Below are 12847 nucleotides of genomic sequence, written 5' to 3' on the forward strand. Positions count from 1 at the left end.
CACCGCGGCAGCGCTGCGAAAGCGCGCGGCCGGAGAGGCGCGCTCAATCGATTTCGGCCGCCGTCTGCGCGATGCTGCGCACGGCGCTCACCGCCGACTCCAGCCGTTGCAGGCTCGCGCGCAGCGGCGCGACGCTGCCGTCGCCGTGCTTCTCGCTGTGAGCGAGCGCCTCGCGCAGCAGAACCACGCGTTCCTGCAAGCGGCGTATCGACGCCCACAGCGCGTCTTCCGTGCCGTCTTTCTGCGCATGAGCCAGCGAGAGTTCGGAGAAGGCGTGGCCCGTATGGCACCTGAAGCGCAGCGGCTCGCCATCGTCGAGCCGCCACAGAATGCCGCCGCATTCCGGACAGGTGAGCGCGCTGCGTTTGCCGATCGCATCGAGATCGGCGGGCTCGGAGCGCAGGCCCAGCGCGATGCGGCTTTCCAGCGCGGCTTTGTCGGTCGAGTGTTCCATCGTCGGGTTCTCGGGAGCGGGGGCCTTCACCGCGGCAACGATCGCATCGCCGAGCTTGTCGATCGGCGCGATGACGTCGACGCGGGTGGCCCGCAATGCGCTGCGCGGCATCGACGGGGCGACGCAGTCAGCCGGGTCCTGAACCATCGCGACGCCGCCGGCGGCCGTGATCGCGCGCAAGCCGGCTGCGCCGTCATCCAGATCGCCGGTGAGCACGACGCCGATCGCGCGCGAGCGATATTCGACGGCGGCCGAGCGGAACAGCGGGTCGATCGCCGGCCGGGCGAAGTTTTCCTTGGGGCCGTGCGAGAGCCGCACGCGGGTCTGATGAATCAGCATATGACGGTCGGGCGGCGCGACGTAGACCGTCGACGGCAGCACCGCCTCGCCATCGCGCGTATCGGCGACGCGCAACACGGTCTCCCTCTGCAACAGTTGAGGCAGCACGCTGTCCCAACTGCCGATGTGCATCACGATCAGCATGGCCGCGTCCATGTCGGGCGGCAAGGATCCCACCAGCGTTTTCAGCGCCGCGAGACCTCCAACGGAGGCTCCGACGACGACGACTCTTTTTGCAGTCATGTCGGCCTTATGTTCGTCATCTTTGAACCGATGACTCGCAATTTTCGATCCGCCAGGTATGAACGCCGTCGGCAAGCCCTGGCAGCGCCTGAAAGCGGGAGACGCAGCCCGCCGCGGCACGCGCCGGCCATGCGCGCAGACGACTGCGGCTTGCCGGCACTTTGCAAACCTTACCCGGTTGCGGTGAGGAGGCTGGTGGAGCGGCTCCTGGCCGATCGACGGGCCGCTTTCGGGCCATCTCGGCTTCGCGGCACAAGCGTTGCTCCACGGCGGATGAAGCGACCGCAATGTGGAGATGCGCATGGCACACCGGGACCCGTCCCGCACGCAAGACGGCGCGCCGCCCATCGACGCCGCGAACGGACCCTCCGTGAGTAGGCCCGCGACGCACGACAGCCCGCGCGCGAACGAAGACCCGCCTGTCGGGCCGGCCGTCCCCGGCGAAGCGGGTGGAACGATGCATCTGACGCATCGGGGCGTCGACATGACGGTGAGCGCGCGGCAGAACCCGCAAGGCGCATGGGTGGACGTGATCGTCGCGTCGCAAGCGGGCAAGCCGTTCGCGTTGCCCGACGCGCAGCCCATCACGCCTGAATGGCTGACGCGCGAGGAAGCGTTGCGCGCGGGTGTCGAACGCGGCTGCTTCCTGATAGACCGATGCCTGCGCGACAGCGGCCCGGACCGCGACGTGCTCGATTGGGAGGCCAGGCAATGACTCTTCTCGCCAGCATCATGCGCCGCGCGCTCGTGTCGGGCAGCGCGGCGGGCAGTGCCGCGGCCGTCGCCGCCGCGGCGCGCGCGCCCGCGGAAGGCAGCACGCCCTTCGCGCCGATCAACGCGGTAACGCACAGCTTGTGGCCGCGGCGGGCCTTCAGCGAGACCGGGCCGAGCGCGCGTTTCACGCTGACCGGCCTCGCGATTCACCAGGCCGCGGCGGTGTTCTGGGGCCTGCTGTTCGAAGCCCTGCTGGCCCGCCGGCAAAACACGCACGGCGCGCGTCCGGGCGCCGCGGCGATCGCGGCGGCGGCCGGCACCACGGCGGCAGTGGCTTACGTGGTCGACTATCACGCGGTGCCGAAGCGGCTCACGCCCGGTTTCGAGGCGCACCTGTCAGGGCGTTCGATGTTTCTGATCTACGCCGCGCTTGCGGCCGGTTTCGCGGCGGCCGCGCTTCGCCGCAAAGAATAAACAGCGTCCACGGCAAAGCGGAACGCCGACCCTTCCCGCGCCGGCGCATCTTGCGATGCTTGCGGGTTCGCATCAAGGAGACCGTCATGGAGTTCAAGTACAAGTCCTGCACGATTCACGCGACCGCGAGCCTCGACGGCGACGCGATCGTCGCCAATGCGCGAATCTATATGCCGTCAGCGGACGATTGCCCGGCCGGCGATACCCATGAGATGGAGTTCCACCGCGATTTCCTCGATGAACACGAGGCGATCGAATTCGCGCACGAGCGCGCCGTCGCGTGGCTCGACGAACATTGGGACGCGGAGCTGGACCGTCCGGTTGGCGCCTAGCGAAGCGCGCTAGCTGCATAGCCGATAGGCGCCCATGTCCAGATGGAAATGCGCGCGGTGCAACGCGTCGTAGTCGGGGCCGAGCACGGCATTGAACACGCTGCAAGCGCCGTCGTGCGCAAGCTTGACGAACGCGCCCGCGCGCGTGTCGCTCGCCCAGCCGCGGGCGACCGTGATCCGCGTGCCGTCGGTCAGCACGAAGCCCTCGATATCGATCGCATTGGCGAACGCATGCTGGCTGAGCGAGCCTTGCGCGGCACGGGCGACGTTCCTGCACGCGTAGCTGCCTACGTGCAGAATCTGCCGCACGTCCTCGCCATACACCGCGCGCGCGGCCGGCTGCAAGTAGTGGCGGTCGTACATCGCAAGGCCGAGTGCGAGCGGACAGGTGGCAAGAAAACGGCTGCTCACCCGCGCTTCGTCCAGGCGCTCGACGCGCAGCGCGTCATGCAGCGCGCAACCTTCGGGCGTGGCCTGATCGGCGACCGGCGCATACGTCAGATGCGAGGTGTTCAACGCGGCGCGGCAGGCCTGCGGATCGCGCGTCGCGCGCCACAGCTTCCACGAAGTCAGCGGGCCTGGCGGCGCCTGAACGTTCAACGGTGCAAACGGATTCCAGCGCTCGGGGATCGATACGCGCTGAGTGGCGACGAGCCACGCTCCCACGAGCGCGGCGCCGGTCAATGCCAGCAGGACAAGGCGCAGCATGCGCTCACAGCGACGCGGCGGCGCTCACAGCGCGCGGCACGCTTCCGCGCACGCACGGCAGGCGTCGCTGCATGCCTGGCAATGCGCCGGAGGATGACGGCCGCATTCGTCCGCGCATGAATCGCAGATTCGCGCGCACAGGTCGCAGAAATCACGCATGAATTCGGTGTCGCGCGCGAGCGCCGCCGACGTGAACCGGCACAGCGATGCGCAGTCCAGATCCAGCCGGATGCACTTTTCCATCTCGGGCAGCGCGCCTTCGGCGATGCACGCCGAAGCGCAGTTCTCGCACGCCCTGGCGCACTTGTCGAGTGCTTCGATGCAGCGGTCGGCGTCGTTCATGGTCGACTCTCCTAGGGTTTGGCGGCGCGGGGCCGCGAGCGTTGTAAGTACTTCCCGGGCGGTTGAATATTTGACCGCGCTTTGAAATCACAGACGCGCGATCGATGTGGCGTATCGACCCACGCGGCCGATTCCTCGCCGGATGCCCGTTGCAGGCAAGCAGCATCGACTGTTCCCACGCGGCGCATCCCGCGCATTTGGCACGCGCATTGCTCGTCAACAGGCGTGACATGTCGAGCGATCGAGCGTGCCTCGCGCGCCCGACGAACAGGTGCCGGCCGGCATCGTGAAGCGCGCAGTTTGACGAACTCAACTGGAGGTCATCATGCCGTTAAAGAGAGGAACTTCAAGAGAGACCGTCTCGCACAACGTCAAGACGGAAACCAAGCATGGCAAGTCGCAAAAGCAGGCGGTCGCCATTGCGTTGAATCAGGCGCGCAAGTCGGGCGCGAAGATCCCGAAGAAGAGCGGCAAGTGAGTGCCGCCGCTCGCGCGTCATCCTCAACACGGGAGTCGTTATGAGCAATACCAAGCAGTCCAACACCCAGCCGGCCAACCCGAAGGAGCCGGCCAAGGAAAAGGCCCAGCAGCAACAGAACCAGCAGAAAGCGCCGCAGCACCAGGGCGGCCAGCGGCAGCCTTGAGTCCAACGGGGAAATGAGCGGTGCGCCGTAGCGGGCGCACCATGAGTCGCGCGCGGCGCTTGAACGGCCGCGCGTTTTTATTGGTACTTTCCCCAGCGCCGCTGGGCTCATCGGCCAACCTGGCCCAGGCATGCGTCGCACGATCCCCGCTCCTGCTTAGCAGGCTACGGGTCATTCGATCGTCATAACGTGACGTCATGGACCCTCAAACAATTCCGGCGTTGTCGCGGCAAATTAGACTCACTATATTTTGATCAAACGCGCGGTATAAGGCCCGCTCCCCTTTGCGTTTCCCGCATCGCCGCCGTTTTCGCCGCCGGCGCGAGGCGCCGACGAAAGCCGCATTACATAGACGATATTTTTCGCTCACCCGCTCACCCGTATCGAGGACAAAGTCGTGATCAAGAAGCCAACGTTGCGCCCGCTTGTCGCTGTTCTGATCCTTGGGGTCGCGAGTCTCGCGACTGTGTGTCCGACGCCCGCCTTCGCCGCGGGAAAAATCACGTTCGTCTCGCAAGGCGGCACGTATCAGGAAGCGCAGACCAAGGCGATTCTCGACCCGGCGGCGAAGCTGCTGAACATCACCGTCAACCAGGACAGCATTCCGGACGCGTGGCCGCAAATCAAGGCGCAGGCCGCCACCGGCAAGCCGATCTGGGACGTGGTGGATACGCCGACATCCAACTGTCTGCGCGGCGGCCGCGAGGGTCTGCTGGAAAAGCTCGATTTCTCGAAGATCCCGAACGGCGCCGCGATGCCGGAGAAATACCGCACGCCGTACTCGGTCGCCTATGAGTTCTATTCGACGGTGATCGGCTACAACAAGAAGACGTTGAAGAAGGTGCCGCAAAGCTGGGCCGATTTCTGGAACGTGAAGGCGTTTCCCGGCTCGCGCGCGCTGCGCAACGATCCGCAGACGGTGCTCGAAGCCGCGCTGCTCGCCGACGGCGTGCCGCGCGACAAGCTCTATCCGCTCGACGTCGATCGCGCGTTCAGGAAGCTTCAGCAGATCAAGCCGGACGTGACCGTGTGGTGGACCTCGGGCGGGCAGTCCGCGCAATTGCTGCACGACGGCGAAGTGGACATGACGATGATCTGGAACGGCCGCGCGAGCGCCGTGCGCAAGGACAATCCCGATGTCGACTTCACCTTCAACGACGGCATTCTCCAGAACACGCAGTTGTGCGTGCTGAAGAACGCGCCGAATCTCGCCGACGCGATCAGGTTCGTCAACGCCGCCGTCTCGCCGGAATTGCAGGCGAATCTGCCGCGTTATATCGACTACGGTCCGGGCAATCCGGCCGCCTTCAAAACGGGCAAGATCGACGCGAAGCGCGCGAGCGAACTGCCGAGTTCGCCGGAGAACGCGGCGAAGCAGGCGCTCATGTCGGAAGATTGGTGGGCCTCGGACGCGGGCATCCAGGCGAAGGCGCGCTGGCTCAAGTTCATGCAGTGAGGCGGGTCTAACGCATTGACCGGCGCGCGGGCCGCTGAACCCAGCGGCTCGCGCGCAAGGTCGTTTCCTGTCGCAGCTTCCATCGCCCGCGCATTCATCGAACGTGATCGACTATCTGATTCTCGGCGGCGGCTCGGCCGGCTGCGTGCTGGCCGCGCGCTTGTCCGAAGACCCCGGCAAGACGGTTTGCCTCATCGAGGCGGGCCGCAATATCTCGCGTACGGACATGCCCGCGGCGGTGCGCAGCCGCTATCCGGGCCGCGCTTATCTCGACACGGCGAACATCTGGCGACGCCTGAAGGCGCGCATGAGCGCGTCGGCGACGACACGCCGCTACGAACAGGCGCGTTTGCTCGGCGGCGGCTCGGCGATCAATGCGCTAATGGCCAATCGCGGCGCTCCCGCCGACTACGACGAATGGCACGCGCTCGGCGCGCACGGCTGGACCTGGAGCGCGTGCCTGCCGTATTTCCGCAAGCTCGAACACGATTGCGACTTCGGCGGCGAACTGCATGGCGCGAGCGGTCCGCTTCGCATTCAGCGCGCGAAGTGGGCACGCATCTCGCCTTTCGTGCGCGCGGTGCTCGCCACGCTCGACGCACGCGGCCACGTGCGGCGCGACGATCAGAACGGGGCGTGGGAGGACGGCACGTTCATCGGGGCGATCGCGGTGAGCGAGGCGGGCGAGCGCATTCCGACTTCGGTCTGTTATCTCGACGACGCCGTGCGGGCGCGGCCCAATCTCACGATCCGCACGGGCAGGGTGGTCGAGCGTGTGCTGTTCGACGGCAAGCGCGCGGTGGGTGCGCGCATCGTCGGCGGCGAAGCGAACGACGGCGCGGCCGAGGATGTGCTGGCCGCGCAGGTGATCGTTTGCTCGGGCGCGATCCACAGTCCCGCGCTCCTGATGCGAAGCGGCATCGGACCCGCCGCCGACCTCGCGGCGCTCGGCATCGAAGTGCGCGCGGATCGGCCGGGCGTCGGCGGCAATCTGATGGAGCATCCGTCGATCGCGGTCTCCGCCGTCTTGCCGCGCGCGGCCCGCACGCCGTTTCCCGATGAACATCACGAGCAGGCCATCGTGCGCTTTTCGTCAGGCGTGCGCGATACGGTGCCCGGCGACATGCACGGCGCGATCCTCTCGCGTTCGGGCTGGCATTCGGTCGGTTATCGGCTCGGCACGATCTTCTTCTGGGTGAACAAGTCGTACTCGCGTGGGCGCGTCACGCTCACGTCGGCGGACCCGCATGGCGAGCCCGCCGTCGACTTCAACATGCTGTCCGATCCACGCGATCTCGAACGGCTGAAGCTCGCGCTGCGCTTCGGCGCAACCACGCTGGCCGATCCGATGATGGCGCAACATCGCGCCACGCTGTTGCCTTCGAGCTATTCGCCGCGCGTCGCGAGCGTGGCCGTGCCGGGTGCATGGAACGCGTTGCAGCGCGGCACGCTGAGCGCGCTGCTGGATATCGCCGGTCCGCTGCGCGGGTGGCTCGTGCGGCGCGTGGTCACCCAAGGCGTGACGCTCGACGATCTGCTCGCCGACGATCACGCGCTCACGCGTTTCGTCACGCGTTCGGTGGGCGGCACGTGGCATCCGTCGGGAACCTGCCGCATGGGCGCCGCCGACGATCCGCTCGCCGTGTGCGATGCGCGCGGCGCGGTGTACGGCGTCGACGGGCTCTATGTGTGCGATGCGTCGCTGATGCCGTCGATACCTTGCGCCAACACGAATGTGCCGACCATCATGATCGCGGAGCGCATCGCGGACAGGCTGCGAGGGCGCTGATCGCCCCGCGCGCCTTCGCTTAAGTTGCCATCAATCGCCAAACCCCACGATTCCCTTCACTTCGAGAAACGCCTCCAGGCCCCACTCGGCGTATTCGCGCCCATTGCCCGACTGCTTGTATCCGCCGAAAGGCGAGCCCGCATCCCACGACGGATAGTTCAGATACACGCTGCCCGCGCGCAACCTGAACGCCACGCGCCGCGCGCGTTCCAGGTCGGCGGATTGGACATAGGCCGCGAGGCCGAAAGGGCTGTCGTTGGCCATGGCAATCGCCTCTTCTTCGTCGCGATACGGCATGATCGCGAGCACCGGTCCGAAGATTTCCTCGCGCGCGATCGTCATCGAGGGCCGCACGTTCGCGAACACGGTCGGCTGCACGTAATAGCCGCGTTCGAGACCCCGCGGACGGCCGAGGCCACCCGCCACGACTCGCGCGCCTTCCTCGATGCCGGCCGCGATCAGCCGCTCCACGCGCTCGAACTGCACGCTGCTGACCACCGGCCCCATGGTCGTGCGTTCGTGATCGGCGGGGCCGACGCACTGCGCCTCTGCCGCGCGCCGTGCGATCTGCGCCGCTTCGTCGTGACGCGCCGCGGGCACGAGCATGCGCGTCGGCGCGTTGCACGACTGACCGCTGTTGCCGAAGCACGCGTTGACGCCCGCGGTCACGGCCGCTTCGAAATCCACGTCGTCTAGCAGGATGTTGGCCGACTTGCCGCCGAGTTCCTGGTGCACGCGCTTGACGGTCGGCGCGGCAAGCTTCGCGATCTCGATGCCCGCGCGCGTCGAGCCGGTGAACGACACCATGTCCACGTCGGGATGCGCGGCAAGCGCCGCGCCGACGCTCGGCCCGTCGCCGTTGACGAGATTGAAGACGCCGGGCGGCACGCCCGCGGCGTCCAGGATCTCCGCGAACAGCAGCGCGTTCAACGGCGTGACTTCGCTCGGCTTGAGCACCATCGTGCAGCCGGCCGCAATCGCGGGCGCGGCCTTGCAGACGATCTGATTGATCGGCCAGTTCCACGGCGTGATGAGCGCGACCACGCCCACCGGCTCGTGATTGATGAGCGTGGTGCCTTTCCTGCGCTGCCAGGCGAAGCTCTCGCAAGTGCGGATCAGTTCTTCCAGATGCCGCCGGCCGATCCCCGCCTGCCACGCATGCGCCATCGCGCGCGGCGCGCCCAACTCGCGCGAAATCGTCTCGCCCATTTCGTCGTGGCGTTCGAGAAACACGTCGAGAATGCGGCGGATCAGCGCGAGGCGCTCGGCGGGCGTGGTTTGCGAGAACGAGGTGAACGCATGTTTGGCCGCCGCCACCGCGCGATCGATGTCGGCGGGCGTGCCCATCGCCACTTCGGCAATCGCTTCCTCGGTGCAGGGATCGATGACGGGCAGGCGAGCGGCGCCCGACGGCTCGACCCATTTGCCGTCGATATAGAACTTCAGTGCATTGGTCATGGCGTAGAGGGTTTTTGAAGGATGGGCTCAGGCGCGCGCCGCGCTGGAGCGGCGGCTCACCACGACGATCATCACGAGGCACAGCGTCAGCGCGGTAAGCATCGTGCTGATCGCGGCGATGGTGGGGTCGATCTCGTCGCGCAAGGTGACGAACATGCGGCGCGTGAGCGTCTGGTTGGTGCCGCCCGACACGAACAGCGCGACCACGGTTTCGTCGAGCGCCTGGATGAACACGAACACCGCGCCGGAAATCACGCTCGCCTTGATCTGCGGCAGCGTCACCGCCATGAAGCTGCGAAAGCGGTTCATGCCGAGGCTGCGCGCGACCATCTCCTGCGTGCGGTCGAAGGTGCGCAGATCCGCGCCGACCGAAATCAGCACATACGGCAGCCCGAGCATCGTGTCGGCGAGAATCAGGCCGCCGAGCGTATTCACATAGCCCGCCTGCGAGTAGACGAAAAACACGCCCACTGCGACGATGATGATCGGCACCATCAACGGCAGCATCAGCAGCGTGCGCAGATAGCGCATGATCCAGTGCGTGCCGTTCTGGATCGCGTAGGCGGCGCACACGCCGAGCGGCGTGGCGATCAGCGCGGCGGCGCTCGATGCGATGAGCGTGGTGCGCGCGGCGTCGATCCACGCGGGGTTGTCGAAGAACGAGTGATACCAGCGCAGCGAGTAGGCGGGCGGCGGGAAGGTCATGAAGCGCGTGTCGGAAAACGACAGCGGCACGACGATCAGCACCGGCACCATCAGGAACAGCAGGATCAGCACGACCGTCGCGCCGAGCACGATGCGTCCGAACGAGAGCCTGTTCATTTCGCCCCCAGGGTTTTTTCGAGCGGCACGACGCGGCTCGCGGCATAGAAGATCGCGCCCACGCAGACGAGCAGCACGACGCTCACCGCGCTCGCCGCGCCCCAACTGTTGTAGATCTCGACGTTGCGGCTCACCACCATCGACACCATGATCGACTTGCCGCCGCCCATCAGTTCAGGCGTGATGTAGAAGCCGAGGCACAGCACGAATACGAGGGTGACGCCGGCGAATACGCCGCTCATCGAGAGCGGCAGGAACACGCGCAGGAATACGTGCAGCGGCGAGCCGCCCAGGCTCGCGCCCGCTTGCGAGAGATTCGGCGGGATTTTCTGCATCGCCGAATAGAGCGGCAGCACCATGAACGGCAGCAGGATATGAACCATCGCGAGGATCGTGCCGAACTGGTTGTATGCGAGTTGCACGGGCCGGTCGATCAGGCCCGAGGCGATCAGCGCCTTGTTGACGAGCCCCGTGCGCTGCAACAGCACGAGCCACGCATAAGTGCGCACGAGCACGCTGGTCCAGAACGGCAGGATCACCATGCCGAGCACGAGCGCGCTGAGTTTCGGCGGCAGCGAGGCCGCGAGATACGCAACCGGATAGCCGAGCGCCAGCGTGATGACGGTCACGACGATACTCAGCTTGAACGTGAGCAGGAACGTGTCGACGTAGGCGCCCGTGAACATGCGCCGATAGTTGTCGAGCGTGAAGCCGTCGTGCCAGATGGATTGCCACGACAGCCACGCGAGCGGCACGACGAGCAGCACCACGATCACGAGGAGCGCGGGCGTCATCAGCAGAAGCATCGTGCGATCCTCGCGCCGCTGGTGGCGCGTGGCGGGATCGGACTCGGTGGCCTGGATCAAGGTGGGTTCCTGGAGCATCCGCTTGGCGGTTGTCATCATGCACCTACAGCGTCGAGAAACTGATACCACGCGGCGACGAGCCTCACGCCCGGCGCGCGCAGCGAATGAAAGGGCACGGGGCGCAGGCCGGGCGCGGCGAGCAGCGAAAGCTCGGGCGTTTCGCCGAGCGCGAGCGCGGCGGCGTGTTGTCCGAGCAGACTCGCCATCGCGACGCCTGCTCCGTTATACCCCAGACAAAAGGTCGTGGCGTCGTCGCTGCGGCCAACGTGCGGCAGCGAGTTGAACGTCATGCCCACATAGCCCGACCAGCGATACGCCACGCGCAGGTCCGCGAGTTCGGGAAAGAGCGCGATCATCGCGCGCTGCAACGCGTCGAAGCCGGTCGTTTGGCCTTCCTTGCCGAACGCGTCGCGTCCGCCGAACAGTATGCGGCCGTCCACCTTGCGGAACCACTTCATCATGCGCCGCGTTTCGGTGTAGCTGCGGCGCTCGACCATCAGGCGCGCGTCGAGTTCGGCGGGAAGGCGGGCGGTGGCGATCATCGCGCTGCGAAACGGCACCAGTTCGCGCTGATAGGGCGAGGTCGCGGGCGTGAGGTCGGAGTAGGCATTGGTCGCGACGATCACCTGTTTCGCGCGCACCGTGCCGCCGGGCGTGCGCAGCGTGACGCGCGTGTCGCCGGGCGCGCGGCGCATCTCCAGCACCGGTGTCGATTCGTGGATCGGCACGCCGCGCCGCGTGATGCCGCGCGCGAGGCCGCGCACGTATTCGAGCGGCAGGATCGTGCCGGCGTCCGCGCTCAGCACGCCGCCGACAAAGCCCCTGGAACCCGTCTCGCGCGTGACTTCATCGCGCGATTGCACGGTCATCGAGGTATCGCCGAGGGTCGTGCGCACCCAGTCGGCCTCGGCGCGGATCGATGCGAACGCGCGCTCGGTGTGCGCGCAGCGCAGGCTGCCGGTGTGCTCGAAGCAGGCGCGTTCGAGCCCGAACTCGTCGACCAGCGATTCGACGACGCGCACGCCGTCGTGCGCGAGCCGGTGCATGCGCTTCGCGGTGTCGAGGCCGTGCAGCGCGTGGATCGCCGGAAACGACAGCCTGAACTTCGACGACACCACGCCGCCGTTGCGCCCGCTCGCGCCCCAGCCGACCGGGTTCGCATCGAGCACCACGCATTCGACGCCGCGCTTTTGCAGCGCATAGGCGGCCGCGAGGCCCGAGTAGCCCGCGCCGATCACCGCGACTTCGACGTCGAGATCGCGCGTCAGCGGCGTGCCGAGCGCCGCGCTTGCATCGGGCGATGTGGCGGCGAGCGCGCGCCAGAGCGAGTCCGGCTGGTTAAGCGGCTGCTTATCCGGCTGGTTAAGCGGCGCGGGCATGAGGCGCGATGTCGTCGGCGCGGGCATGGCGTTACGCGGCGAGGCGCGCTTCGGCTTCGACGGCGTCCGCGAGCGCGGCGAGCGTCGCGAACCTGAACGTCGGCGTGGTGACGGCCTCGGGCACCGGCGTCGCGCCGAAGCCCTTGCTGCCCTGACGGCGCTCGATCCAGCAGGTCGCGTAGCCGAGCTGCGTGGCGACGCCGATATCGTGGTACTGGCTCTGCGCGGTGTGCAGGATTTCGCTGAACTTGTAGCCGAAGGCCGCCTGGCGGCCGCGGTTGTACGCGAAGAACTGCGGGTCCGGCTTGGCGACGCCGGTTTCGTCGCAGCACACGGTGTCGTCGAACGGATCGCCGAGCGTGTGCGCATACGCCGACAATGCGACGCGGTCCGCGTTCGTCATCGCGACGAGGCGGTAGTGCTTGCGCAAGCGCTTGAGCGCCGCGACCGAATCCGCGAACGCGGGCCATTCGAGCACGTCGCGCTGGAACGCGGCGGCCGATTGCGGGTCGTCGGGCAAATTCAGTTCCTTCGCCAGCGACAGATACACGTTCGCCATTTCGTGGCTCGAACGTCCCGGGAACGCCGCGCGGCCGCGCATGTACGGCTCGAAGATCTGATCGTCGCTGAGGTCCTTCGCCGCTGCGCCGCCGAGGCGCCGCACGGAGGCGAGCACGCCGCGCTCGAAGTCGATGAGTGTGCCGACGACGTCGAACGTCAGGACCTTGAAATCGGTGAGCTTCATGAAATCATCCTTTTGCGGTTTGCTGTGATGCGGAGAGGGAAAGGCCCGCGCGCGGGCGGCTGGAAAGGTTGGATTGGCGCAT

15 protein-coding genes are annotated in these 12847 nt (G+C 67.0%); 7 read left to right on the forward strand and 8 right to left on the reverse strand.

Annotation, left to right across the window (positions count from 1 at the left end; translation table 11 throughout):
- Positions 1-43 precede the first annotated feature (43 nt).
- Entirely contained in the window at positions 44-1036 is a 993-nt protein-coding gene (locus CUJ90_RS26175; RefSeq protein ID WP_073428863.1) for a chemotaxis protein CheB, read from the reverse strand.
- A gap of 301 nt (positions 1037-1337) precedes the next feature.
- Between CUJ90_RS26175 and CUJ90_RS33415 the strand changes: the two genes are divergently transcribed.
- The 3 genes from CUJ90_RS33415 (at position 1338) to CUJ90_RS26190 (ending at position 2556) form a co-directional block, all read left to right on the forward strand.
- Entirely contained in the window at positions 1338-1751 is a 414-nt protein-coding gene (locus tag CUJ90_RS33415) for a DUF6566 family protein (RefSeq protein WP_235004864.1), read from the forward strand.
- Complete coding sequence (locus CUJ90_RS26185; protein ID WP_073428862.1) at positions 1748-2224, forward strand: hypothetical protein; 477 nt, start codon at positions 1748-1750, stop codon at positions 2222-2224. The genes CUJ90_RS33415 and CUJ90_RS26185 overlap by 4 nt, the downstream gene beginning before the upstream one ends.
- A gap of 86 nt (positions 2225-2310) precedes the next feature.
- Positions 2311-2556, forward strand: a complete 246-nt coding sequence (locus CUJ90_RS26190; RefSeq protein ID WP_073428861.1) for a hypothetical protein — start codon at positions 2311-2313, stop codon at positions 2554-2556.
- Between the two features lie 9 nt (positions 2557-2565).
- Here the strand turns inward: CUJ90_RS26190 and CUJ90_RS26195 are convergent, their stop codons facing one another.
- Both CUJ90_RS26195 and CUJ90_RS26200 read right to left on the reverse strand, forming a co-directional pair.
- Positions 2566-3264 (reverse strand): extensin-like domain-containing protein, encoded by a 699-nt coding sequence (locus tag CUJ90_RS26195; RefSeq protein ID WP_073428860.1) that lies wholly within the window; start codon positions 3262-3264, stop codon positions 2566-2568.
- A gap of 24 nt (positions 3265-3288) precedes the next feature.
- The gene (locus tag CUJ90_RS26200; protein ID WP_073428859.1) at positions 3289-3606 is read right to left on the reverse strand and encodes a four-helix bundle copper-binding protein; all 318 of its coding nucleotides are present in this window, start codon (positions 3604-3606) and stop codon (positions 3289-3291) included.
- Positions 3607-3931: 325 nt separating this feature from the next.
- On the opposite strand from CUJ90_RS26200, the gene CUJ90_RS32915 reads away from it, so the two are divergent.
- The 4 genes from CUJ90_RS32915 to CUJ90_RS26210 all read left to right on the forward strand — a co-directional run bounded on the left by CUJ90_RS32915 (position 3932) and on the right by CUJ90_RS26210 (position 7495).
- Positions 3932-4084, forward strand: a complete 153-nt coding sequence (locus tag CUJ90_RS32915; RefSeq protein ID WP_167363281.1) for a DUF6496 domain-containing protein — start codon at positions 3932-3934, stop codon at positions 4082-4084.
- A gap of 40 nt (positions 4085-4124) precedes the next feature.
- Positions 4125-4250, forward strand: a complete 126-nt coding sequence (locus tag CUJ90_RS33655) for a hypothetical protein (protein ID WP_268801993.1) — start codon at positions 4125-4127, stop codon at positions 4248-4250.
- Between the two features lie 397 nt (positions 4251-4647).
- Positions 4648-5706 carry an ABC transporter substrate-binding protein gene (locus CUJ90_RS26205; RefSeq protein ID WP_073428858.1) on the forward strand — a complete coding sequence of 353 codons (1059 nt, stop codon included), beginning with the start codon at positions 4648-4650 and terminating at the stop codon, positions 5704-5706.
- 103 nt (positions 5707-5809) lie between these two features.
- Positions 5810-7495, forward strand: a complete 1686-nt coding sequence (locus tag CUJ90_RS26210; protein ID WP_073428857.1) for a GMC family oxidoreductase — start codon at positions 5810-5812, stop codon at positions 7493-7495.
- Positions 7496-7525: 30 nt separating this feature from the next.
- Here the strand turns inward: CUJ90_RS26210 and CUJ90_RS26215 are convergent, their stop codons facing one another.
- From CUJ90_RS26215 to CUJ90_RS26235, 5 genes are read right to left on the reverse strand one after another with little or no spacing between them, the layout of a single operon-like run.
- The gene (locus CUJ90_RS26215; RefSeq protein ID WP_114164185.1) at positions 7526-8953 is read right to left on the reverse strand and encodes an aldehyde dehydrogenase family protein; all 1428 of its coding nucleotides are present in this window, start codon (positions 8951-8953) and stop codon (positions 7526-7528) included.
- 27 nt (positions 8954-8980) lie between these two features.
- Entirely contained in the window at positions 8981-9775 is a 795-nt protein-coding gene (locus tag CUJ90_RS26220; RefSeq protein WP_073428855.1) for an ABC transporter permease, read from the reverse strand.
- The gene (locus tag CUJ90_RS26225) at positions 9772-10680 is read right to left on the reverse strand and encodes an ABC transporter permease (RefSeq protein ID WP_073428854.1); all 909 of its coding nucleotides are present in this window, start codon (positions 10678-10680) and stop codon (positions 9772-9774) included. The genes CUJ90_RS26220 and CUJ90_RS26225 overlap by 4 nt, the downstream gene beginning before the upstream one ends.
- Positions 10677-12020, reverse strand: coding sequence for an NAD(P)/FAD-dependent oxidoreductase (locus tag CUJ90_RS26230; RefSeq protein ID WP_083082954.1), 1344 nt, complete (start codon positions 12018-12020; stop codon positions 10677-10679). Before CUJ90_RS26230 ends, CUJ90_RS26225 begins: the two co-directional genes overlap by 4 nt.
- 31 nt (positions 12021-12051) lie before the next feature.
- Positions 12052-12765, reverse strand: a complete 714-nt coding sequence (locus tag CUJ90_RS26235) for an HAD-IA family hydrolase (protein WP_083081401.1) — start codon at positions 12763-12765, stop codon at positions 12052-12054.
- Between the last annotated feature and the right edge of the window lie 82 nt (positions 12766-12847).

This window comes from Paraburkholderia terricola, assembly GCF_003330825.1.
Taxonomy (GTDB): Bacteria; Pseudomonadota; Gammaproteobacteria; order Burkholderiales; family Burkholderiaceae; genus Paraburkholderia; species Paraburkholderia terricola.